The sequence below is a fragment of the Paenibacillus sp. HGH0039 genome, from assembly GCF_000411255.1.
Lineage (GTDB): Bacteria > Bacillota > Bacilli > Paenibacillales > NBRC-103111 > Paenibacillus_F.
Genome location: NZ_KE150413.1, coordinates 2177485 through 2201502, shown reverse-complemented (window position 1 = coordinate 2201502; position 24018 = coordinate 2177485). Strand labels below are relative to the sequence as shown.

The 24018-nt window shown below is 53.7% G+C and carries 22 protein-coding genes; 3 read left to right on the top strand and 19 right to left on the bottom strand.

The window, feature by feature from the left end; all coding sequences use genetic code 11:
• Positions 1 to 103 precede the first annotated feature (103 nt).
• Entirely contained in the window at positions 104 to 1519 is a 1416-nt protein-coding gene (gene pyk, locus HMPREF1207_RS24470) for a pyruvate kinase (RefSeq protein WP_009672466.1), read from the bottom strand.
• A gap of 113 nt (positions 1520 to 1632) precedes the next feature.
• Between pyk and HMPREF1207_RS24465 the strand changes: the two genes are divergently transcribed.
• Entirely contained in the window at positions 1633 to 2415 is a 783-nt protein-coding gene (locus tag HMPREF1207_RS24465) for a helix-turn-helix domain-containing protein (protein ID WP_009672443.1), read from the top strand.
• Positions 2416 to 2560: 145 nt separating this feature from the next.
• Here the strand turns inward: HMPREF1207_RS24465 and HMPREF1207_RS24460 are convergent, their stop codons facing one another.
• The gene (locus HMPREF1207_RS24460; RefSeq protein WP_009672546.1) at positions 2561 to 3004 is read right to left on the bottom strand and encodes a DUF6376 family protein; all 444 of its coding nucleotides are present in this window, start codon (positions 3002 to 3004) and stop codon (positions 2561 to 2563) included.
• A 250-nt stretch (positions 3005 to 3254) separates the two neighbouring features.
• Between HMPREF1207_RS24460 and HMPREF1207_RS29425 the strand changes: the two genes are divergently transcribed.
• Positions 3255 to 3569, top strand: a complete 315-nt coding sequence (locus HMPREF1207_RS29425; RefSeq protein ID WP_138918143.1) for a hypothetical protein — start codon at positions 3255 to 3257, stop codon at positions 3567 to 3569.
• 43 nt (positions 3570 to 3612) lie between these two features.
• Here HMPREF1207_RS29425 and HMPREF1207_RS24455 read toward each other — a convergent pair whose 3' ends face one another.
• The 17 genes from HMPREF1207_RS24455 to HMPREF1207_RS24375 all read right to left on the bottom strand — a co-directional run bounded on the left by HMPREF1207_RS24455 (position 3613) and on the right by HMPREF1207_RS24375 (position 21348).
• Positions 3613 to 3969 carry a Rieske (2Fe-2S) protein gene (locus HMPREF1207_RS24455; protein WP_009672423.1) on the bottom strand — a complete coding sequence of 119 codons (357 nt, stop codon included), beginning with the start codon at positions 3967 to 3969 and terminating at the stop codon, positions 3613 to 3615.
• Between the two features lie 17 nt (positions 3970 to 3986).
• The gene (locus tag HMPREF1207_RS24450; protein WP_009672534.1) at positions 3987 to 5051 is read right to left on the bottom strand and encodes an amidohydrolase family protein; all 1065 of its coding nucleotides are present in this window, start codon (positions 5049 to 5051) and stop codon (positions 3987 to 3989) included.
• A 49-nt stretch (positions 5052 to 5100) separates the two neighbouring features.
• Complete coding sequence (locus HMPREF1207_RS24445) at positions 5101 to 6663, bottom strand: extracellular solute-binding protein (RefSeq protein ID WP_009672412.1); 1563 nt, start codon at positions 6661 to 6663, stop codon at positions 5101 to 5103.
• A gap of 216 nt (positions 6664 to 6879) precedes the next feature.
• Positions 6880 to 7740, bottom strand: coding sequence for a carbohydrate ABC transporter permease (locus HMPREF1207_RS24440; protein WP_009672527.1), 861 nt, complete (start codon positions 7738 to 7740; stop codon positions 6880 to 6882).
• Between the two features lie 13 nt (positions 7741 to 7753).
• Positions 7754 to 8674 (bottom strand): ABC transporter permease, encoded by a 921-nt coding sequence (locus HMPREF1207_RS24435; RefSeq protein ID WP_009672404.1) that lies wholly within the window; start codon positions 8672 to 8674, stop codon positions 7754 to 7756.
• A 188-nt stretch (positions 8675 to 8862) separates the two neighbouring features.
• Positions 8863 to 11148 (bottom strand): helix-turn-helix domain-containing protein, encoded by a 2286-nt coding sequence (locus HMPREF1207_RS24430; protein WP_009672507.1) that lies wholly within the window; start codon positions 11146 to 11148, stop codon positions 8863 to 8865.
• Positions 11149 to 11469: 321 nt separating this feature from the next.
• On the bottom strand, positions 11470 to 11907 hold the full coding sequence (locus HMPREF1207_RS24425) for a GNAT family N-acetyltransferase (RefSeq protein WP_009672520.1): 438 nt from the start codon (positions 11905 to 11907) through the stop codon (positions 11470 to 11472).
• 91 nt (positions 11908 to 11998) lie between these two features.
• Complete coding sequence (cysC, locus tag HMPREF1207_RS24420) at positions 11999 to 12532, bottom strand: adenylyl-sulfate kinase (protein WP_009672400.1); 534 nt, start codon at positions 12530 to 12532, stop codon at positions 11999 to 12001.
• Entirely contained in the window at positions 12516 to 13433 is a 918-nt protein-coding gene (locus HMPREF1207_RS24415) for an STM4011 family radical SAM protein (RefSeq protein WP_009672498.1), read from the bottom strand. The genes cysC and HMPREF1207_RS24415 overlap by 17 nt, the downstream gene beginning before the upstream one ends.
• Positions 13430 to 14776 (bottom strand): STM4012 family radical SAM protein, encoded by a 1347-nt coding sequence (locus HMPREF1207_RS24410; protein WP_231392176.1) that lies wholly within the window; start codon positions 14774 to 14776, stop codon positions 13430 to 13432. The genes HMPREF1207_RS24415 and HMPREF1207_RS24410 overlap by 4 nt, the downstream gene beginning before the upstream one ends.
• 74 nt (positions 14777 to 14850) lie before the next feature.
• Positions 14851 to 15633 (bottom strand): STM4013/SEN3800 family hydrolase, encoded by a 783-nt coding sequence (locus HMPREF1207_RS24405; RefSeq protein WP_009672421.1) that lies wholly within the window; start codon positions 15631 to 15633, stop codon positions 14851 to 14853.
• 44 nt (positions 15634 to 15677) lie between these two features.
• A complete protein-coding gene (locus tag HMPREF1207_RS24400; RefSeq protein ID WP_009672455.1) occupies positions 15678 to 16979 on the bottom strand; it encodes an STM4014 family protein in 1302 nt (433 codons plus the stop codon).
• Between the two features lie 17 nt (positions 16980 to 16996).
• Positions 16997 to 17842, bottom strand: a complete 846-nt coding sequence (locus HMPREF1207_RS24395) for an STM4015 family protein (RefSeq protein WP_009672566.1) — start codon at positions 17840 to 17842, stop codon at positions 16997 to 16999.
• 63 nt (positions 17843 to 17905) lie between these two features.
• Positions 17906 to 18208: a hypothetical protein gene (locus HMPREF1207_RS30410; protein ID WP_231392131.1), complete on the bottom strand. Its 303-nt coding sequence runs from the start codon at positions 18206 to 18208 to the stop codon at positions 17906 to 17908.
• A gap of 516 nt (positions 18209 to 18724) precedes the next feature.
• Positions 18725 to 19975 (bottom strand): MFS transporter, encoded by a 1251-nt coding sequence (locus tag HMPREF1207_RS24385; RefSeq protein ID WP_009672478.1) that lies wholly within the window; start codon positions 19973 to 19975, stop codon positions 18725 to 18727.
• 15 nt (positions 19976 to 19990) lie between these two features.
• Positions 19991 to 20809 (bottom strand): MBL fold metallo-hydrolase, encoded by an 819-nt coding sequence (locus HMPREF1207_RS24380; RefSeq protein ID WP_009672371.1) that lies wholly within the window; start codon positions 20807 to 20809, stop codon positions 19991 to 19993.
• Positions 20810 to 20847: 38 nt separating this feature from the next.
• Positions 20848 to 21348 (bottom strand): MgtC/SapB family protein, encoded by a 501-nt coding sequence (locus HMPREF1207_RS24375; protein WP_138918145.1) that lies wholly within the window; start codon positions 21346 to 21348, stop codon positions 20848 to 20850.
• A 341-nt stretch (positions 21349 to 21689) separates the two neighbouring features.
• Here HMPREF1207_RS24375 and HMPREF1207_RS24370 point away from each other — a divergent pair, with 341 nt between their 5' ends.
• Positions 21690 to 23861, top strand: a complete 2172-nt coding sequence (locus HMPREF1207_RS24370; RefSeq protein ID WP_009672432.1) for an extracellular solute-binding protein — start codon at positions 21690 to 21692, stop codon at positions 23859 to 23861.
• Positions 23862 to 24018 lie beyond the last annotated feature (157 nt).

The window sequence follows — 24018 nt, the reverse complement described above, 5'->3', positions numbered from 1 at the left end:
AGTCACTATCGTTCAGTCATTGAAGTTTCTGGTAGAAAAGCATTGCATGACACATTCCGTTTACGCAGCAAAAAAACCTCCCGTCGCCGGGAGGCTTTTCCTTCTACACTTGCATGATTTTAATCAGATTCGTCGTTCCCGTCTTGCCGATCGGCACCCCTGCCGTGATCACGGTGTAATCGCCGGCTTGCAGCAGCCCCTGTGCGGTTCCGCTGGATACCGCGGCCTGAAACATGTCGTCGGTCGTCTGTACAAATTCGCCTTTCACGGGCAGCACGCCCCACAGCAGGCAGAGCTTGTTCAGAACCTCGTCACTAGGCGCAATGGCGATGATCGGCGCTTTCGGTCTGTGCTTGGACACCATCCGCGGGGTGTATCCGCTCATCGTCGGTGTCAGAATCGCTTTCGCTCCGATCGCCTCCGATGCGCGGACAGCCGCCTGACTGATGATCTCCGTCACATTGACCTCTGCGGGAACGCCCGCTTGTTGACGGCCGGTTTCCTCCATGTAAAGCCCCTCGGCTTTCTTGGCGATCGTGGCCATCGTGCGCACCGATTCGACCGGATACTTGCCGGCGGCCGTCTCGCCCGACAGCATGATCGCGTCGGAGCCCTGAAGAACGGCGTTCGCGACGTCGCTCACTTCAGCCCGGGTCGGCCGCGGATTGACCTGCATCGAATCCAGCATTTGAGTGGCGACAATAACCGGCTTGCCCGCGCGGTTGCAGGATTCGATCATCACTTTCTGGAGGACCGGAACATCTTCGACCGGAATTTCAACGCCCAGATCCCCGCGGGCTACCATGATTCCGTCCGACGCCTCCACGATGGCTTCCAGCTCGTCTACGCCTTCCTGGTTTTCGATCTTGGAAATGATCTGGATATGACCGCAGCCTTGATCCTCCAGAAGCTGCCGGACCGTAAGCACGTCTTCCGCTTTACGCACGAAGGACATGGCGATGATCTCAATCTTTTCGCGGATGCCGAATTCGATATGGCGGATGTCCCGCTCCGTGACTCCGGGGAGCGTCGTATGCACGCCCGGCAGGTTAACCCCTTTGCGCGGCTTGATGACGCCGCCGTTGATCACTTCGCACGACACTTCCGTTCCCGCCGCCGAAACGACTCTCAGTTCGATCAGCCCGTCGTCGATCAAAATTTTGTCCCCGGCCTTCACGACTTGCGGCAGTTCGGCATAATTGACCGAGATGCGCGTGCTGTCTCCCGCGATTTCTTCGCTTGTCAGCGTGAGGCAGTCCCCCGCTTTCACTTCGCACGACGCTTCCTTGAGCAGGCCGATCCGTACTTCCGGTCCTTTGATGTCCATCAGCACCGGTACGATGGCGCCCGTTTCTTTCGCCGCCTGACGGATCCGGCTGATCTGCAGGCTGTGATCCTCCAGCTCTCCGTGAGCCATGTTAATTCTCGCCACGTTCATTCCGGCTGCGATCAATTCCTTCAATACCTCGACGGAGCGGCATGAGGGCCCCATGGTGCAAACAATTTTTGTCTTCCGCATATGATCGGTCCTTCCTCTTCTTTGGTTGTCCCTATTGTAATTCGTTTCCGTTCGGGAGAAAATGAACTATAGTATTGCAATTGTACTATAGTACGTTCTATGAAGAGGGAACCATGATCAAATTAACAAACATCCGGCACGACCGGCTGGCGGAATGGTACGAGGAAAGCGAGCCCGGCGGCAGTGCGGCCGCTTCGTTCATCATGCTGAGCTACGGCCGCTGCCTGTACTGGATCGGAAACGACAAAATTATGCTGGAGCAAGGCGACCTTCTCCTGATCAGAGAGGGCGTATCCTATTACGGCAAAAGCATTCCGACCTTCCTGCACAACAAATATGTCGCAAGCTTCCATATTACGGAAACCGGTCACGAGCTGCCGCTTCTGACCAAACCATGGGTAAAAATCCGCTCCGGCATGGCCGAATTTTTGCTTGAACGGACCCGTAAGTGCTACTCCGATTGGAAAGAGAACGAACCGTACGCGGCAATTCGCGGACAAGCCATTCTCCTGGAAATGCTCGCTCTGCTTAACCGCGAAGCGGATCAAGCGGCGGTTTCGTCCGAAACGGGAAAACATGCAGAACGGATGAAGCAGTATATCCGCGACCATTACCGCAAGAAAGTGACGAAAGACGAGCTGGGCGAATTTATCTCGAAAAGCCCCAACTATGCCGCCGCTCTTTTCAAAAAAGTAACGGGGCAAACCATCAGCGAATATGTCCATGCCGTACGCGTGAAAAAAGCCGTCTATATGCTGATGGATTCGCTGCTGACGATCGCCGAGATCGCCGAATTTGTCGGGTACGAGGACGTTTCGTATTTTCAGCGGATTTTCAAAAAAACGACCGGCCGTACCCCTTCCTCCTATATGAAGGAGAGGCCGCCGAGGAATTGACCCGCGTGTACGGATGAATCGAATGATCACGGCGGGAGCCGACCTGCAAATGTGCCGCGCCTAACAAAAAAAGCCCGCTCGGGGCTTGGATATTTATGGGTTCCGGCCGCTTTTTCCGAGGATAGGGGGCGGTGTTTAACTTATTTTACTGACCCAAGTTCTGGATCTTCTCGGTAAGCTGCTTCATTTCGTTCACCTGCTGAATCACCGGGGACTGGAGAAGCGATTTATAATCGAGCACCTGGCCGTTAAGCTGCTCCAGATGTCCGTTAATCGTGCCCAGCATCGTTTCGTTGTACCCGACGATCTGCTTATGCAGGTCTTCGGCGAAGCCCGGCGCGTCCAGTCCGTTAAAACTGGAAATATTCTCTCTCATCGCTTCCAGTTCTTTTTTTACTTTCTCCCCCGCCTGGGGATCGGTTACGGCTTCCTGGGCGGCGGCGGGCAGGTTTTCGGCGAAAGCGGCCGCTTCCTGGAGATACGTTTTCGCTTCTTCCCCATAGTTCAAGGTGCTGCTCACACCGTCCAGAAGCGAACAACCCGATAGCATCAAAACGGTCAAAACCGCAAGGACGAGTCTGATTTTCATGAATCGAAGGCCTCCTTTTGTTTCGGTTTATACGGTATCTTGGGATACATTTGGCATACATGTAAAATACGTCACATTCTGAACTTCGTTTCAAAGTTGGTGAAGAATCATGATGCGGTTATCCTCGTTCACTGTATTTCAGCAAGTTCACTCCAAATTTTTGAAATAAATTCATAATTTGCTTATATTTAATGTATGAATTTTGCCGTAGATTGAATATGCGATTTGTTTAGGGGGTAAGGAGATTGTTATGAAAAGTAGACTTTTGGTAATTTCGGCTATGGTGTTAAACGTCATCTTCATGCTATTTGCTTTATATGGTCAGAGCTATATGCAATATGCTCCAACTATCGGATGGGTTGGTGAGTCACTCTCTTGCGGAGTGGCTTTTTCACCTTATAAAATGTTGATTTTGAGTACAAGCCTCTGTCCTGTTTTAAACACAAAAAGAGCTGCACAACGCAGCTCTTTGGCAAATAGACGGCTTGTTGCAGCCCGATGTTTTTTATCTCCTTGCCCACAATCCTGTCAGCCGCAACGCACCACGGAAGACGCCTTTCGGTAAATCCCGGTCTGCGCTCTTCGTCGGCACGACACGGTGACTTTCCTTATTTTCCAAGCACAATACCAATCCGGCCGTCCTTAATTTCCAGTTCGTATTTCTTCACCCGGGTCCGGTCGCTGAACAAGGACTTCCCGGTTTTGATATCGAATTCCCAGCCGTGCCAAGGGCAGCGCACAATCTCGCCCTGGCGACTGTAATCGTATTCGTAGACGTCCGACGGAAGATTCGTCCCGGAGACAAGCCCCGCGCACATCGGCGCTCCCTGGTGCGGGCAGTAATTGTGGAGCGCGTAGAACTCCCCGCCGATCCGGTAGATGCAGATTTCCCGCCCTTCCACCTCGACCCGGACATGCCCGCCTTCGGGAACGTCTTTCACATTCAGCACCTCGTGTACCGCCATGATCGAATGGCCTCCGTTTACGATAAGTTGTAGAGCTTTTTCGCGTTCTCGTAAAAAATTTTGCGCCGGGCTTCCGGCTTCAGCTTGCGAAGGATCATATCCGGCGCATCGAAGTCCCAGTGCGGATAGTCGCTGGAATAGAGAATCATGTTCTCCGCGTCGAACATGTTAAATAAGTCGACCAGATGCTGCGGATTGTCCGGCTCCTCAATCGGCTGCGTCGTCAGGAAGCAGTGCTCCGCGATATATTGACTCGGCATCTTCGTCAGCCAAGGAACGGTGGAGCGGAGCGCCTTGTAGTTCTTGTCGAGCCGCCACATCAGCGGCGGCAGCCAGGCGATGCCGCCCTCGACGAGCACAACCTTCAGGCCGGGGAACTTGGCGAATACCCCCTCGCATACGAGGCTGACCAAATGGGCCATGAACATTTGGGACAGGCACGTATGCCACTCGATGTATCTCGCCGGATACCCGGCCGCCGTAGGCGCGGTCGAGCTGCCCCCCCCTTCGGCACCCGGATGGATGGCAACGGGCAGGCCGTGCCGCTCCGCCGCTTCGTAGATCGGGTGGTAGAAGCGGTGCCCCAGCGGCCAGCGTGCGGCGCTGGAGATGATCACTTCGACGATGTCGGGATGATCCCCGACCCGGTCGATTTCCCTGGCGGCGAGCTGCGGGTCCAGCGTCGATACCGCCATGGCGCCCTTGAACGCCTTATGCTTGCCGAGCCATTCGGCGATAAGGAAGTCGTTGTAGGCGGAGCAGACCGCCGCCGCGTAATCCGGGTCGTGCGTCGTCGAGATGTTGTAGACGACGCCCGTCAGGACGGCGTACTCGACGTTGTAGCCTTCGATAAGCTGCTTGATCATGAAGTCGGGATCGGAACCCGCTTTGCCTCCTCCCGGCGGAATCGAGTCCTTCTTCATGACGCCGATCGGCGAGTAATAACCGGAGCCCGAGTAACCGATGCCCGTTGTCGCGACCCTGGATTTCCAGGGCTCCGGCAAATAAGGGATCAGGGCCGAGTCGTTCTGTTCGTTATGAACGTCGGTATCGATGACTTTCAGCTTTTCCGCTGCTGCCACAGCTTTCCCTCCTTCGTACTGATGCTTCCCTTGTACCCGGGCTCAAGATCTACTTCTTGCCGTACGTCCGGGTATAGGCCGTATTGTACATGTTCAGCAAATCGTCCGCTCCCATCTTCTTAACCTGATCCAGGAACTGCTGGTAAGTCGTATCGTTGATCGGTGTTTTTCCGGTGACGAACTCCGTTAATTTCTGTTCCAGGAATTTGTTCAGGTTGTTCAGCTTCGATTTTTCCAGCTCCAGCTCTTCCTGTGTTTTTACGATCTGTTTCGGGGACGGCACGATAAACGGCTCATACCGCTTGTTGATATCCTTGCTCTTGTCGCTCAGCCCGCGTTCCCAAACCTCCCGGGATTTCGCATTGTCCAGAGTGATCAGGTCATACCAGACGCCCCAGTCCTTGCGCAGCGTATTGAACGGGGAAGCGCCGAATTCTTTCATATAAACGGGCTTGCCGTTTTCCATCGTGTACGTTTTGCCTTCGATGCCCAGGGACAGATAGTTCGAGCCTTCCTCGCTGACGAGGTAGTCCAGGAACTGGACCGCCCTTTCCTTATCTTTGACTTTGGCGGAAATCGCGCGCCCCACAGCTCCGATTACGGGACGGGAGAACTGGTAATTTTTAATGCCGTCCGCGGCAAACTGCGGAATCGCGTCGAGCTCGAAGGCGGAGGTGCCCGCTTTGCGGCCTTTGTCCGTTAGCGACTCCAGATCCGCTTTCCAGAAGTAGGTCACGAGCGACTTGCCTTTCAGAATGCGTTCCTCCCACTGGGCCTGGGTGAGCAGGGAATACTCGGGATCGAGCAGCTTTTCGGTATACAGCTTATTCAAAAAGACAAGCGAGTCTTTGTAGCCTTTGTGATACGGGGCGAACGCATATTTATCGGTCGTCGGATCGATGTTGAAGAAGCCCTGGATGCCCGTAAACGCCCGGCCGAATACCGTATACAGCCCCGTATCGCCCACGATCGCATTGGGAATGAGTGGATACGAGTTCGGTTCTTTTTCCTTGTACGCCTTCAGGAACTGGTAAAATTCATCCAAGTTTGTCGGCGGCTTCAGACCGTACTTATCCATGAGATCTTTGCGGGTATACCAGATGAAGTTAAAGCCTTTGCCCTCGGCATCCCCTTCGATCACGGGCACCGTGTAAATGCCGCCGTCCGCTCCGCTGGCGACCGCTTTGGCTTCCGGGTATTTCTCGTAGAACGCTTTAAGGTTCGGCGCTTTGTCCAGGTAGTCCTTCAAGTTCAGGAATACTTTATCCGGACCATGCTCCCTGCCCTCCTGGGTGCTCACCTGGATAAAATCCGTGACGGAGTTCGTGGCGATCATGATCTGTCTTTTCTCGGTGAGTCCTTCCTGGCTGACAATCTGGAAATCGACGCTGACGCCTGTCTTTTTCTCGATCTCTTTGAAAATCTCCCAGTCCTGCCTCACTTTTCCCTCTACCCGGTCATAAGCCAGCCATGAAAATTTGACGGGTTTCTTGGCGTCCGATCCCCCGCCCTCCCCCGGTGAAGCCCCCTGATCCTTGCTGGAACATCCCGCCGCAACGACCCCGGCAAGCAGAACGACTGTCAAAATCACGGCAAACGGTCTTTTTTTCATTTCCGAACCTCCCCATAATGGTAGCTTCTGGTCTACTGGCTAGCTTTACTGGTCCTGCTGGTCCTGCTGGTCCTGCTGGTCATATTGGCCATGCTGGTTATGCGGTTCCCGCCAGTCTTACCGATAATTGCCGGCATTACCGCCGCTTTTTTGCGGCCTCTTCATGCTCTATAGCCATGAATTCCACCGGGAATTCAGAACTATCTCCATATCCGCCTAGCCTTTGATGCCGCCGATCATGCTTCCCTGTACGAAATACTTCTGGATAAACGGATAGACGCACAGGATCGGAAGCGTAGCGATCATGATCATCGCGTATTTGAGCGTCTCCAGATGATTCAGATCTCCTTCGCCTTGAACGCTCGTTCCGGCGATGAGAATGTTGCGCAGCATAATCTGCAGCGGATACATGCTTCTGTCATTGAGATAGATCAGCGCGTCGAAGAAAGCGTTCCACTGGTTGACCGCCGTGAACAGGCCGATTGTCGCCATGACCGGCATGGAAAGCGGCAGGACGATCCGCAACAGCACCTGCAGGGAACTGCATCCGTCGATCGTGGCGGCGTCCTCCAGCTCCTCGGGCAGCGCTTCGAAGAACGTCCGCATGATAAACAGGTACCATGTCGAAATCAGGGACGGCAGGACGATGGCCCAGATCGTATCGAGCATGCCGAGCTTTTGAACGACCAGGAAGGTCGGAATCATCCCCCCGCTGAATAGCAGGGTAAACGCGGCCAGGAGCAGAATGCTCCTGCGGCCCGGAAGCCATTTTTTCGATAAAGGATACGCCATCGCCGCCGTCACGATCAGGGTAAGCGCCACATGAAGAACGGTGTAGCGGATCGTATTCCAGTAGCTGATCCACAGATCGGGATTGGTGATAAGCCGCTCGTAGGCGACCAGCGTGATCTGCTTCGGCAGAAGCAGCACCTCTCCGCTCGCCACCAGGGCGTTATTCGAAATCGACGCCGAAAACACGTACACCATCGGATAAATCATGACGATGACGAGCAGCAGCATCAGAACGATGTTGAGCGTGTCAAACACTCGGGATGCCAGGCTGGTTTTGATTTTCAACGGAATCCTCCTCCTACCACAGGCTCGTTTCGGAATATTTGCGGACGATCCGGTTGGCCGTTACGACCAGGATAAGCCCGATGATAGACTGGAACAGGCCGACGGCCGTTGCGAAGCTGAAATCGGAATCGAGAATGCCCCGCCTATACACGAATGTGTTGATGACGTCCGACGTTTCGTAGTTCATGGAGTTGTAGAGAAGCAAAATTTTCTGGAAACCCGTCTCCATAAAATGACCGAGCGTCAGCACGAACAGGACGATCATGACCGGCAGCATACCGACAAGCGTAATATGGCGGATCTGCTGAAACCGGTTCGCTCCGTCCATTTTGGCCGCTTCGTACAGCGTGGGGTCGATACCGGCGATAGCCGCCAGGTAAAGGATCGTTCCCCAGCCGATCTTCTGCCAGATTTCGGAGCTTACGTAAATCGTCCGGAACCACTCGGGAATGCCCAGGAACATGACAGGCTCCATTCCGAATACCTTCACGAGAAAATGGTTGACGACCCCGGTCGTCGGAGACAAAAACGTCACAAGAATGCCCGCGATCACAACCGTGGAGAGAAAGTGAGGCATATAGCTGACGCTTTGGACAAATCCCTTGAACCATTTGTTCCGCAGCTCGTGGAACAAAATGGCGAGAACGATCGGTGCCGGGAAATGGAACAGCAGGTCGTACACGTTGAGCATGACCGTGTTGCGGATCAGCTTCCAGGAATCCGGCGTGACGTAGAAGAATTCGATAAAATGCTTCAGCCCTACGAATTTGCTTTCGAGGATGCCCCGGCCGATGGAATAATCCTGGAAAGCGATGATGATGCCGTACATGGGCACGTACTTGAAAATGATATAGTACAAGATCCCCGGAAGCATCAGCAGGTAGAGCGCTTTGTGTTTTCTGACGAGATACCAGAAGCGGGCACTCTTCGTCATGGCCTCCTCCTCCTTTCAAGTAAGCGCTTGCAAGTGGTGATGCCCTAACTATAGAGAACCCTGCCGTTACCGGTAAAGCGTGCATATTTGTGCCCGGGTGCCATTTCCTCTCTCCCTTGCGGGCCGGGGCTTTCCGAGTATGTTCAGGAAAAAAAAGAGACTCCGGAAAATTAGGAGTCCTGCCGTATTCACTGATGAATCGTCCGGTATTTCGCGGGGGTAATGCCTTCGTATTTCCGGAACATCCGGATAAACGAATTTCTTCCCCAGTAACCGACTTTTTCGGCGATATCGTCCATTTTCAAATCCGTTTGAAGAAGCAGTTCTTTCGCTTTGACCAGCCGGTATTTGGCGATGTACTCCACATATTTCTCCCCGACTTCCTCCTTGAAGGTCCGGCTGAAATGGCCCACGGACATATTCATGGAGTTCGCAAACTGTTCGATCGACAACTCTTCATCGTAATGCTCATGAATATACGCCAGGATGTCGGTAAATTTGCAGGCCCGTTCATCCGGCTTGGCAGGTTGGAAAAGCAGCTCGTGAAACTCCAGGAAGCAGCGCTTCACATCCTCCAGCGTCATGCAGGCGTTGATCTTGTCGAACAGTCCCGCATAAAAAGGCACGTTGAAGTCTTTGCGGTCGGTTTCGGCCGCCCGTACCCACGTATTTAAAATGTCCGTGCACAAATATTTGATCTGAACGGCCGTGGCGTTTTTGCGTACGGCTTCTTCCACCGTTTCGTAGGCCGACTGCAGCAGCTTGTCGTAGTCGCGCGTTTTGCAGCGGTTCAGAATGCGCCCCACCTCCTGCACGCTCAGGAATGTATCGCACTGGGTCGAATCCGGCGCGCTCTGCCCGCTGCAAATCTCGACGCCGGCGCTCAGTCCGCGGCGCTGCAAAACCGATACGGCCTGCTCGTAAGACAAGTGAAGCTCCTCAATGCCGTATACCGTCCTGCCAATGCCGATCGTCGCTTTGAAATAGCTGCCGTACAGCTGCAGAGCCGCCCGGATCAGATTCGCCTCCTCCTCCGGGCTCCGGCTGAGGAAAGGGTCCTTTTGAATCACGCAGACGAGCAAGTCGGACTTGATTCCGCACAGCCAGATTGTCGAGGGCACGAGCTGGAGAATGCGCTCTTTCAGCTCCGCCGTCAAGAACGATTTGGACGTCTCCGAAAGCCGGCCGTACACGTCCGGATCATAGTGCAGCGCTATGCCGAGCACGGTCCGCGCCGCTTTTTTCGTATAGGTAAAACCGATTTCTCCGGCGTATGTCTCGATGGAGAGGGCGTCCCTGTATTCGCCCAGCAAAATTTTGGTCACAAAATGCTCCTGCACGATCGGAAACATGCCCGTCACCCGCTGGTTAAGCTGTTTGTTTTCCGAAATGATCAGCTGCGAAAACCGTTTGATCACATCGTAATCGTTCCCGTCGCTTCGCATTTGCAGCGCCTGGGCAGAGCCGTGCGATTTGAGGCCCTCTTTGATTTCCAGGATGGGCCGGTACATGCGGCGGCTCAAATAATACGAGACGAAACTCCCCACCACAATGAAAAAGGCAAGAAAAATCCAGCTGATAAGCCGCGTAAGATGGGCAGGCTTCATGAGCGTAGGCAAATCGACAAGGCTCAAGTAATAGGACGTGTCGTCAAAACCCGATTTGACCAGAGAAATCGCTTTGTCCTCCGTAATCAGAAATTTGGATTCGCCCGAGGCGTCCGCCAGAAGCGACGGAATCCGGCTGATACCGTCCGACACAACCCCGTTCGAGCTGATGATTTCTCCCCGGCTTCCCAGAATCGCGGTACCGGCCACCCAGTTTTCCCGGATGTTGATCAACCGCTGCAATTTATCCCTGCTCACATCCACCACCAGATACACTTCGGGAACATTTGTATTAAACGGGTAGCTCATCAAGGCGGACAAGGCGGAACCGTCCGGCTTCGGTTCCGTAAACTCCATCATTTTCTTGTTTGTAAACTTGGCCAGGTATGCCGCCTTCTCCTCCGCCCCCATCGGATAGCGGAAATCGAAATAGTACGACTTATCGGTATACGTATCCACATCAATGACAAGGTCATGATGAACGAACACCAGATATGCTTTCGTCACCAGCTCATCCGACTGCAGCTTAATCAGCTGCTCCCGCAGAGCGTGGATCAGCTCCATACGCTGGGGGTTCTCGCCGGACAGATCTCCGGCTTCTTTAAGCAGGCTGCGGATATTGGAGGTGCTGAGCATGTTAATCATGTTCGTTTTCAGGGAATTGAAAGCGGTGTCCGTCTGTTCGGAGAAACGGCTCATGATGACACGGTTTAATTTCTCCGCATCCTTCTCGATCAGGGAGACGACGAGGAAATGGGCCAGCGTGCAGGCGACAATTACAGGAATCAGAATGACGACGAAATAGTTGGCGAAATGACGCCAGAACAAGGCGATACGGAAAGAACGCGGTCTCGGAATCGGAATCATGGTCTGCCTACCACCTTTTCACGGAAGGTTGAAAGAAAGGAATGAAGGAGAGTAATCGGGGACCAGAAAAAAATGGGGGACGAGGAACCGGCAGCACCGGAAACGATCAGATACAGGTACAGCATCCCGACAGGACGAAATGAGAGCGCTCTCACGCCATCCTTTAGTTGTATTATAGTGGGGGTGAAATAATAATTCTACAATTTTGTGAATTTTGAAATAATATTTTTTGGACAATGTGAAAAAACCTATTTCCTCCGGGAGGAAATAGGTTTTCATGCGGACCGTCAGGCCATTCGTTTTGCTTCTGCGACCGACAGGTCATAACGGAAGGGTCATCGTAATCGTTCTCGGAGCGAAGCCCAGCGACTCGTACAGATGAAGCGCATGATTTCCGGCATACACGCTGAGGCGTACTTCGGGGTAGCCCAGGCTTTTGAGCTGCTCCACCGCTTCCTGCATGAGTTTTCTGGAGATTCCGCGTCCTCTGAAAGGTTCAAGCACATAGAGCTCGTATACAAACCCGATAATCCGGTCGGTAAACGAATCTTTGCTCTCCCCGATCAGAACCCATCCGGCCAGTTGCTTCTCTTCCGCTGCGATCAGATAGTAGCAGCCTTTTTTCAGAAGGGGATCTACGAGCTGCCTCACTTTGTCCCGGTTCGGTTCGGCATTTCCGAGCGTTCCTTCCGCTAACGCCTGCGGTGAAAGCCTCCGGATCTGCTGAATTTCCTCCGGAATCGGTTTGCGGATTTCCATCTCGTTCGCTTCCCCCTTTGCGTTTCCTTTTGCCCGGTTTCTTCACTTCCGTACGGTATAACATACGACCCCGCAGGGCCGGTTCCTTCTTTTACCCGTAAAAATCAAGAAGCTTCAGCACATTATGCTCCAGCGTGTCTCCATCCGTGCGGATAACCAGCTCCGGGTTTTCCGGAGCTTCGTACGGGTCGCTGATGCCGGTAAAAGCCGGAATTTCGCCGGCCCGCGCCTTCGCGTACAGCCCTTTCACATCCCTGCGCTCGCATTCCTCAAGAGGACAATCCACGAACACTTCGATAAATCGCGGCAGGTTCTCCCTGGCGTACGCCCGCATTTCGCGATACGGGCTGATCAGGCTGACCACGGTCGTGACGCCGTTGCGGTTAAGCAAACCGCTTATGTAGACGGCCCGCCGGACATTCTCCATCCGGTCCTCCCGGCTGAAGCCGAGGCCCGTGCCGACCTGCCGCCGGAGCTCGTCCCCGTCCAGACACTCGACGGCGTGCCCCCGGGCCGCAAGCTCCGCTGCGAAGGCCTTGGCCGTCGTGGTCTTGCCCGAACCCGAAAGTCCCGTCAGCCAGTAAGCGAGGCCGGCCGGCACCTTTTTGTTACGCGTGTGCGTCACAACTCTCCACTCCTTCTTCGTAAACACGAGGCATCTGACTCTGTGAACCGGCCCCTGCGATGCGTTCGAGCAGCCCGTCGCCGTACCGCCCGCGAAGCTGCAGGTCCGGCATATGAATGTAGCCGATGTAGCAGTCGCAGAAGTCCATCCCGCACGGGCGCGGCTGCGAAAGCGCGTCCAGGCCGTCCCGGTATAGATGGCCGATGACCCGGCGATCTTTGTAGCAGCGCTTCACTATGCCGGGTCCCTGCACGTAGAAAACGTCGTGACCCGTGCCGCACGCCCGTCCCCGGCTCTCGTAGTCCTCCGCGTTCAGGTCGAAAAGCGGATCGAGGCCCCTCAGGAAAGCCCGGTCTTCATCCGTGTAATAATCCCGCTTGTCTTTGAACGCATTGACCCACATATACACGTCGGAAGGCAGCGAACGGCGGAGCGATTCCAGCCGGCCGAAGGCGCTTTTGACTCCTACCGATCCGACGCTGAACGGAATCCCCCGATTGTAGAGCTGCAGAACCTGCCCCAGAAATTTCTCTTCCGTCGTCTGTCCGGGATGATACGTGACCCAGAAGGCGGTCTTCTTCGGATCCAGTTCCCCGGTCCACGCGAGACCGGCGGACAAATTCGTCTGGATCGCGACTTTATCCACGTGCTCCATGTGCGAGAGTCGGACCATGGCCTCCTTGTACCAGCGGTGAGTCAGCCCTTCCCCGTAAGGATTGAAGAAAACCGACAGGCGGTGGCCTTCGGCTCCCTGGTTTTCTACCCAGTCCGTAAAAGCTTCGACCTGCCGCCGGTCCTTCGCCAGCGTGGCGGCGCTGTCCTTGTTCTTGCTGAACGGGCAGTACGGGCAGTCGTAATTGCACGACGACAGGCTCCCCCGGTAATACAGTGCCGCCTTCATGCGAAGGTGTATCCTTCCATCAGGGTACGGGTTTCCGGGGAGATGAACCAGTCTCCGATGGAATCGGAAAGGGCGATCCCGTCGTCCGTCAGCCGGAAACAGCCGCCGCCTGTCCCGGTCTGCGGAACCCGCTCGGCCAGCCTCGTCTCCGTCAGCCGGTTCAGCTCCGGATGGTCCTCCAGCGCCTCCGTGCCGAACCGGCGGGCGTAGGACGCGAGCTCCAGCCCCTCGCGGTGCAGGAGCGCCTTCAGAATGAAGCGCCGCTTCCGTTCCGCCTCGTTCAGGATGAAGCCGTAGTCGACGAGGTCATGACGCTCCGCAGCGACATAGTCGGCGATAATGCCGGCCGTCGCGCTGCGGCTCACCGCATAGCGGGTCGCGTAGTGCACGCTGTGTGTGTACGAGCGGGCGCCGCAGCCGAGACCGACCATGCCTTCCTCCTGACAACCGTACGGCAGGAGCGTTTTGGGCGATGAGGCGCTCGCTCGCGCGAACCTCCTCATCGAATACTGCGTATACCCTGCGGCCAGAAGACGGTCGCGCGCCGCCGTGTAGCAGGCCATGCGGATATCCGCGCCCCGCTGCCGGATCTCTTCGGGCTTGACGATCGTATGCTCCCGCGTATACAGCGGGTAAATAAAAATTTCCTCCGGCTCGTAGGCAAGCGCCCGCTCCAGGGAGTAAAGCCAAGTATCCACGGTCTGGCCCGGCAGTCCGTAAATAAGATCGAGATTGAGAATCGGGAACTGGTACCGCTTCAGCTGTTCCAGCGCCTTCTCGACCACCAACGGCATTTGCGGACGGTAAATGGCCGCCGCCTCCGCTTCCACAAAGCTCTGGATCCCCATGCTCACCCGGTCCACTCTGTGCGCCTGCAAAATATCCAAGCGCTCTGCGGTGACCGTCTCCGGCGAAGTTTCGACGGAGATGGATGCTTCTCCGCTGTCCAGTCCCATGACGTCCTCCGCTATCCGGAATACGCGGTCGAGCAGCGCCGGTTCCAGCAGTGTAGGGGTTCCTCCTCCGACGGCAAAACGCGCGAATTTCTTGTGCCCCACATGGGGTGCCCACTGGCGGGCCTGCCGCTCCAGCGCATCGACATACTGCTCGTGGGCGCCGGTCCGCTTGTCCGGCAGGGTGAACAAATTGCAGAAGCCGCAGCGCGCCCCGCAGAACGGGATATGCATATATAAGAAGAAGGTTTCCGCCGGCTCGTCCGCCCACAGCTCCTGCAGCGGGATTTTTCTGTCCAGCTCGCGATAAGCCGTCTTGTGCGGATACGAATACAAATACGAGCGGTATGGCGCCGAACGAAGATTTTCTTCCCAAGCGGAAACGGACATTTCTTCTGCTGCCGGCACCGGTTGGTTCCCCAATTGAGAAGAGGACATCGGCCGTTCACTTCCTTTTCGTCAATTTACAAAATAAACTCGCGGTAAGGCACATTCCAGACCGCTTCGTGCGCGAGCCGGTGGCCTTCGTAGCCGTCTTCGCCGTAGCACGTTCCGTGGTCGGAGAAGGCTAGGCAGAACACGGGCCGCTCCCGCTCTCTCATCGCTTCGAACAAACGGCCCAACTGGCCGTCCACGTAGCGAAGCGCGGCCCTCTGACTCTCGACCGAATCTTTTTTCGCGCCGGGAAGGAAATAATGATTGGGCCCGTGAATCGCCGAAACGTTCAGAAACATAAACAGCTTCTCGCTTTGTTCCGTCCGTTCGAGAAGCTTGAGGGCGTGATTGACCTGATGCTCGGTGGAACGCGGGTTCGTTACCCCGAAAGTCATCCGCCAGTAACTTTCCCGGAAATAGCCGGGGAGCACCCGGGCAAGCGGAACTTTTTTCGTAAAAAAAATTACACCCCCGATACAGATCGTCCGGTAGCCTTCTTCCTGAAGACCGGACACCAGATCGGGTGTGTCGAAGAGCCATGTATGGGGATGCGTTTTAAGCCCCGTATTCTTAGAGTGGAATAGCCGGATATGCTGCGATTTGTCCGTCGTTGCCGGAGTCGGCAGAAAGCCGCCGAAAAAAGCGTGATGCGCCGCATACGTAAAGCTGCCGGGGGTGTGGCGTTTCTCCCAGGAAGCGCCGCCGCACAGATTCGGGCAGTTGGCTTCCTCCAGCACGGCGGCGTCGTAACGCAGCGTGTCCAGCGTAATCATCAGGATATCGTGGGTTCCCACGATTTCGTTCATATTCATCCTAGCGTTCCTCCCTCGCCCGGAGATCCCGCTGCGGCTTTAGGCTACCCGGAAGCCCCGGTTCCGGCAGACCCGGTCAAACCGGCACACCCGCAAGCCTCGGGAGCCCCGGAAACTGCGGAAGCTTCCGCGGAACCGCTTGCGAGCCGGCTCATCTGCCATTCGTAAGGGTCCATTCCCTTGTGAACGACCCGGTACAGCAGATCTCCGAACGGATTCATGTCAAGTATGTAAGGCGCATGTGACGCGTTGTCGAGCAGAACATCGACTCCCGCTGCGAGGGAGCGCGGAAAAGCGGCCAGCGCTTTTACGGCGCAGGCCGCAGCTCCTGCCCGGATGCCCGGCGCCAGACCGAGGTCATCCACGCTCACCCTTTCGCTGCGCAGGTGCAGGTTCGTGATCGGCGTCCGGCTTACCCGGGCGATGCTGTGGCAGGCTTCTCCCGCCACCACAAGCTGACGGATATCGAACGTCCGGTCGCCGTAAGAAGCTTTGGCGATCCACTGCTCGACGTGGGCGCCGTGCCTCAAGAGCCAGCTCAGCACCTGGCCGATCGCGGACGGGTCCGTGTAACGCCGCAGCTTCATCGCGTTATAGAATACCGGGGCGCGGGCGCCGTAGTTCTCGACGCCGACGGTCGTAACCGCCTGCTCCGCGCCCGTACGCGGGTTGATGCGGTAAGCGACGACGCCGCAGGCGCCGGAGCCGGAAGCGAGCTTCACGAAGACCCGGTGAACCCGCCGGGAGAGCATCAGCGCGCGAAGCGCCTCGCAATCCGCGATCTCCTCCGGCGGAGCCAGGAGGCGGGGCACCGGCACGCCGGCAGCGGACAGGATGCGGTGCGTCTGCCGCTTGTCGAACATGCCGGCGATGTCCTCCGGCGCGTTCGTCCACTGCGGCTGCGGCCACAGCTCCTCCGCTTCCCGCCGCAGGCGGGCGAGCAGCCGCGCGAAGCCGCGAAACCATTGGGACGGGTGGTACTGCCGTCCCTCTTGCTCCGCGAGCGCAAGCGCGGACCGCACGGAGAGCGGCTGCGGATCGCTGCGGCGCCCGAACGGAAGCAGGCGGTCGCCGTGCGCCGCCTCTTCGTGGTCGGGAGCGCCCAGGGCGATCAGCCCGCGCTCTACCGCGAAGAGCTCGCCGGGCGCGTCCAGCCGCAGCAGCGGGGCCGGTTCGCCCGCCCGCTGTGACGCCGCTCCGGCGAGGCTTGCGGCCTGCGCGAGCGATGCGCTGCCGTCCAGCAGCCCGGCGTACGGCAGCACGACGGCCGGAGGCAGCCCCAGCTTCGCCCGGGCGTTCTGCAGCCCCGCCGTGCGGCGGTTGTCCGGATTGCCGATCAGGATCATCCTCTGCGGCACGGCCGTTATTCCGTGAGCGACGGATACCGGTAATCGTCGTCTTCGTCCATATCCTGCTGATCGTCCGTATTCACGTTAAGGCCGGACGATTTCCAGCGGCTTACCATTTCATCGGACATATAATGATGGCTTAAGTCCAGGTACTTCAGCTTTTTTACTCGCTCGCTGTTCAGCAGCGCTTCCGCCCCTGTATCGGACAGCGTTCCGTCCGACATATCAAGGGTATGCAGCTGATCCAGAATCGGGGCATCCGCCAATGCGATTGCCAGCTCGTCCTGAATTTCGCTGTTTTTCAGACCCAGATAAGTCAGTTCGGGGAATTTGCCGGGCTCCGTCAGCTTCAGCACATCTTCCAGGCTGCCGTCGAATCCGTATTCGTCCACGCCGAGATACAGCTCCAGCTTTTTGAGACGCGGAAAAGACCCTTCGTAAATTTGATGGATCACGTCCTTGCCCAGGCCGCCGCAAATAATCGTCAGCTCCTCCAGGTTTTCGTGACGAGCCGGGTTCAGATCCAGTCCCGTGCTTCCTTTGATCGTGAACGACCGGAGAGCGGGATAAGCCTCCAGCAGCGGGGCCAGGTTGGTCTGCATAATCCAGGACACTTCGCATTCCTCGAAGCCCATGTCACCGATAAACAGACTCGTCAGTTTCGGAAACCGCTCCTTTAGAGCGACAAGCGTCTCGACGGTTTCTTCGGAATCGTTTTCGTAAGCACCGCCCCAATCGCCGATAATAAGGCTTGTCAGCTCCCCGCTTTGCGGGCTGTCCGCAAGCTCCTCGAGCAAATCTTTCATTTTCTTGCCTGCTTCGTACTGGTCGTAATCAATTGATAGTTTAACCTCCGACATGACGGTCCCTCCCATGTAAACTTTTTCCTTCTATGTACGATATAATCCTAACTATAAACGATATTAAAAAAGACTTGCAAACATTTCCGGACAACCGGACACGCCTTCCGCCTTGTTTCTTATTCGTTTTTCAGGGTCTGTTTCGTATGGAAGCCTCACCGGATGCGGGTTTTGCGCGATGGATAACGTCTTCTTCCCATGGATATATTCGTAAAAAAACCGCCGTGCGGAGTGCACGGCGATCGAATGGACTGCCGGGTCAAGAGACGGTAACCGCACCGACAGGCAGCGGCTTCTCGGGGAACCGGTAATGTTACGGTTTGCTTTTCTTAGGCGCAGACCGTCTTTTTCCGTCAGTACCTCCATCTTGGAGCCGTCGGATGTAAGCAGAATATTCCCGTTCAGCCCGGTGGAATACACGTTTGCGTTTTTCTTTTCCAGCCGTTCCTTTAAGTTCGGACTCTGAAAACTGGTCTGGCTTATGACCACGATTTGGGGTGAAACGGCGTTCAGAAAAGCTTCGGACGACGAGGTCGATTCGCTTCCGTGATGAAGCGCGTCCATCATATCCGACTTGAGTTTGTCTTTCCACGGTCCGGAGGACAGCTCGATTTATCGGTGTTTAAAAATATCCGCCGTAAACAAAAACGATTTTTCGCGGAATGTCATCTTCAGCACCATGGACTAATCGTTGATTTCCGGTGCGGAAAATACTTTAACCGCACGATTAGATGAAGATAATAGAGTTAACCTGACAAAAAGTATCGCCGCAAAATAAAAAAATCCGCTCCCTGGCGGATTCCAATAAAATTCACTAAAATGCAAAGAAAAAGGCTAACGACTTTGTCGGCAGCCTTTTTCCATAGCCTTTCGGCTCCTTTATTACACGGTCTTCAACTCCGAAACCGCGCCTTCTTCCGCATTCTTCTTCTGGAATATCATCCCTTTATCCTTGAAGAGCAGGAAGAACACTAGCGCGACGACAGCCGCCACGACAGCCGGGTAAATCCAGAACTGCTGCCACTGCTTCAGCGCAGCCGCCCCTTGATCCACGACGGTATGATTGAAGATATAACCTGTGACCGAAGAAGCGAACAACAGCCCTAGCCCGTTCGAGATCATGAACTTCAAGCTCTGTGCCTGCGCTTTAATCGTCACGTCCGCTTTATTGTCCACATAGATGTCTCCCGCGGTGAAGAAGAAATCCCAACAAATCCCTTGCAGTGCCAACGCAATGACGATGACGAGAATGCCTGCATCGACTGCTGCGAAGGAGAACAACAACGATCGAAGAACCCACGTGATCGCGCCCCACAGGATAATCTTTTTAAATCCGAATTTGAAGAGAAACAGAGAGAGCAAGAACATAAAGATAACTTCCGTTGCAATACCGATTTGCATAATCGTAGCTGCATTATTAAACCCTAACGCGCCCAGGAATACCGGCACATAAGCACTGTAAGCCGTTTTAGGAATCATCAAGAAAATCGTACAGACCATAAATACCGTAAAGTTCTTATCCTTGAACAATGCGAGCGCATCAAGACAGAGCAGATCCTTCATCAGGAACTTCTTACCCTTGCCAGCTGCCGGTGTATTCGGAAGCGTGAAGCAATAGATCCCGAGCACAATGGCAGAGATTGCTGCAATTTTGAAGGTCATAATACTGCCCGAGAAGCCCATCTGTCCGAGCAGGAACCCGACCACCATAAAACCAAATGTTCCGAATACCCGAATCACCGGAAATGTTTTGGCGCCATGAATATGTCTGAAGCTGATGCTATTCGACAGTCCCGTCGTAGGATAGAACAACACACCGACGATAAAGATCAATACGAGGAACATCGTCGCGTTGCCCGATTGAATCTGAGACGGAATCGCGAGCATCACACAAGCATTAACAATATGCAGGATGCCCATAATTTTCTGGGAGGCGATGAACCGGTCCGCGACCATCCCGATGAACAGCGGCGACAGAATCGTCGCGATGCCGAGCAAGGCATAAGAAGTACCGATGATGGAAGATAAGCCCGATGTGCTGAGAACTAACCCTAAAGTCATATTCCAAGCGCCTTGAACGAAATATTGCAGAAACATCATAATTAATAGTCTCGGAACGATAGTAGTCTTCATGTGTAATATCCCCTATTAAATAAATTTGATGAGACCGTCGTAAGCCACTTCGATACCGTGAGGCTTGAATATGTCCACAAGCTCGTTATGCATGAAACCGCTGTTATGAGATAAATGCGAGACGATGATCTGGCTTGATGCCGAGTGAATGCCGCTATCCAGCAATCGCTTCTGAGTCTCCAACACGGTCTCAATGCTCATATGACCATCGGAATGCGGATTCTGATTGTAGCCATGTGTACATTCGAGTACCGTCAGATCGATATGCTTGTCCGCAAGCCACGACCACGTCAATTCCGGGAACCATCCTGAATCATGACCATACAGCAATGTCTTGCCTTCCTTTTCGATAAAATAGATCAGACACGTCTCCCACTTCGCATGATTGGCGAGAAGCGGCGTAATGCGCGCTCCGCTGGACTCAACTGTCACGAATGGAATCAGCCGAGTGAATTGAAACCGCTGCGGACTATAACCGGACAACACATCCAGACAACCATTAACAGCACGATCATTCCCGAAAATATGCAGCGGATGCGTAACGTGGTGACCATACCCTTCCATCCGACTGAACAAATCTCCTGCGTTAAAATGATCGGGGTGCGTATGTGTGAAGAGCAATTCCGAAATACGAGTAACATCCACATCATCCCGCATGACTTGGTAGCTGTATTCCGGCGGGAAATCAATCTGCATCGTATCATCCACAATCGCAGCTGACCGCGTTCTTATATTTTTCCCTTTCTCGCTTCGCGTCTTCTCGCAAACCTCGCATTTGCAAAATGGATTCGGTATCCCTTCTGACGCGGCAGATCCCAGAAAATGAACTTTCATACAAATATCTCCTTTTCGATTCGCAGTTATGCAGGAATTCAGATACATTCCTTCTCTTGTTGTTTCCTGGCAGCATCATTGCCGCTTCTTGATTTCCGATCATCTCCCGAGTTGTTCATGGGAAGAAATCGACTGATTCTTGCAAGGAAAAAAGTTAAGACGACGGAGAACATGACGATGCCATAGTACCCCGCTCCAATGCCAATTCCGACGCCGCCTGAGAAAAATATCATGGCCGCCGATGTTAGCCCCTTAACCCGTTCCCCATCCTTAAGAATGACCCCCGCTCCGATAAATCCTAAGCCAGATACGATTTGAGCCGTTAGCCGCATCGGATCGGCGCGCATGAGTTGACCCGCTTCATTGTAATGACTGGCGGTAGAGATGGAAATAATCGTAATTAATGTACAAGCCACTGAGGTATAGGTATACGTCTTTATACCGGCGGGCTTATGTTTATGTGATCGATCCCAGCCAATAAACAGGCCCATCAATGCACTCGCAAGGATTCTGACATACATCTCCCAATGTCCGAACATTTGGCCATACTGGATTGGATCCACGGCGTTCCTCTCCCCCTTTATCATGATGTCTTGAAAATCTTGATCAGCCGCACTGACAAACGATCAATCCAGATATGATGTTAACGCTTTCTTGAATAGAATTCTATCATATTATTGGAACGAGTCAATAAATTTTTGAGAATCATTTTTCATAAAAAACGATATATCTGCATAAAACACTGCAAAAACAACACTTTAACGTTCGTTCGGAACACTTTTAAATATTGGAACGTGTCAAAACAGCATGATGGCATATCAAAAGAAGACCCGATATAATTAATTTAGCCAAATATCATCAAAAAGGGGTAGGATGGAGCATGCCTACGATCAAAGATATCGCCAAAGCTGCGGGGGTGTCGCATGGAACGGTATCGAATGTGCTGAACGGAAGAGGTAATGTAAGTCTGGAGAAAATCAATCTCGTGGAAGAAGCCGCTCGTAAAATGGGTTACCAAATCCACGCGCGGGCTAAATCTTTACGTGAAGGAAGCACGACAACCGTCTCCCTCATCTTGCCTAACATTTCATCGGATTCCTATAACAAGCTATATATTGCAATCCATAGCACCCTTCTCCGTGCGGGGTACACGACAAATTTATATCTCACACAAGATCAGAAAGAGAATGAACAAGCCCTTCTGCAAGAAATTGCTGCAAATCGGGACTGCGCTGTAATCACGGTCTCCTGTGTGGACGATGCCATGGAATATTATGACTTGCTCGGCATTCCGCGGGAAAACATCATTTTTGTCTATCGTAAATTGCAAAACGCAATGAAATTCGCCAGCTTCGATGCGGGTACATCCGGACGAACGATTGCGCAAAAAATAAAAGAAAAAGCGCACCAGAAGATCGGAATATTCACCGATTTGCTCCGATATTCCTGTGATCGGGATTTTAGAAATGCCATCATGGAAGAACTATCCCCTCTGGATTTGCGCATACATACGATTGCTGCCGCGCAATCTACGGCCTATAATCATGCATTTGATTTCTTTGCAGGGGATGCCTTCGATTGCATTGTGACCAGTGATCTGGAACGAGCGCGCTATATCAAAAATGCCCATTTCTTAGGGAGTACGGGCCAAAGTCCGGAGATATACAGCTTGGCCGATTCCGAGTTTTTAACCGAAGATTTCATTAACAAGTATCACATCAATTATCAGTGGCTAGGCAAAGAAATTGCCGAGACGATTCTACGTCATGAGACGACGGACCAGCGTGACGGAGCCCCGATCATCGGGTTGAATCGTGGGTTTATGTTCGATGACCAAGCGCTTGGTCGTCCAACGGCGAACAAGACGCTGAACATTCTTACGATCCCGAGTCCAACCACGGATGCGCTCAAGAAATTAGCGCCGCATTTTAAGAAGACGACCGGTATTGATCTTCGACTAGCCGTCTATTCGTTCGAAGAAATTTACGACATCTTATCCGATATCGACAACCACAAGCATTACGATATCATTCGTGTTGATATGGCCGGGTTATCTTGGTTCGCGGGCCAGACTTTAAAGCCGTTAAGCCCGGAGATGCAGGAGTTGCTAACGAATTATCCTTCACAGCTTATTGATCGGTATGCTTATGTGAACGAGATCCCTTACGCCGTACCTTTCGATCCGAGCATTCAGATGCTTTTCTACCGTAAGGATATTTTCGAAGATACCAAAGTGCGAAGAATGTTCTATGAGCAGTATAAAGCCGAACTGCGAACGCCCTCCGACTTCGAGGCGTTCAATCGGATTTCTGCATTCTTCTCTCGAGCGAGTAACCCCGAGTCGCCTTTATCCCATGGATCCTGCGTAACGACGGGAAATTCAGAGATTATCGCTTCCGAATTCCTAGTCAGGTATTATGCCGAAGGCGGACATTTGATCCAAGAAGACAATAAGCTGGCTCTATCCAAAGAGATTGCGATGGATGCCTTTCATAGCTATATCGATCATTTATCCATAGCTAGGAACTTACCTGCCAAATGGTGGGACGAGTCCATCTCGTTATTCGAAGACGGTCAGATCGCGATGCTCATCGTGTATATGAACTTATTCTCGAATATCGCCCACAGCGAGATATCCCCGCTCGTCGGGTTCGCAGAGGTCCCTGGCCAACAGCCGCTGCTCGGCGGAGGCTCGCTAGGCGTATCAAAATATTGCCGGAAGGACGACGAAGTCTCAGCCTTCTTCCGTTGGTTCTATGATCATGATATTGCCGAGCAAGTCACGCTGCTCGGCGGCGCTTCGGTCAACGATTTCATCTACAGCAACCAGAATGTCATGGATCAATACCCTTGGCTGAAGTTCGCCAAAGACTTAGAGTACCGCGGGGTTCGAGAATCCGCCTTCCCGACAGGACATAACTTCAATCTGCGGAAAGTCGAGAAGATTATCGGTCTCGGCGTGAAAAATGTGATGAATCAGATGATGAGCATCGAGGAAGCGATTGATTATATTAATGCAAGGTTATCCGAGAAAGAGTTTCTTGCCTTATAGGAGATGCAGCTCTTAAGAAAACAGGAAAAAGACAGGTCAATGATCGCCGCGATATTCGCTGGGTGTCTGACCTGTCTTTTGTTTACATACAAGTGTGAAATGCTTGGGGCTCTGTACCCGGATAACCTCGCAGCATCGAAAATTTTCATCGTGGTCG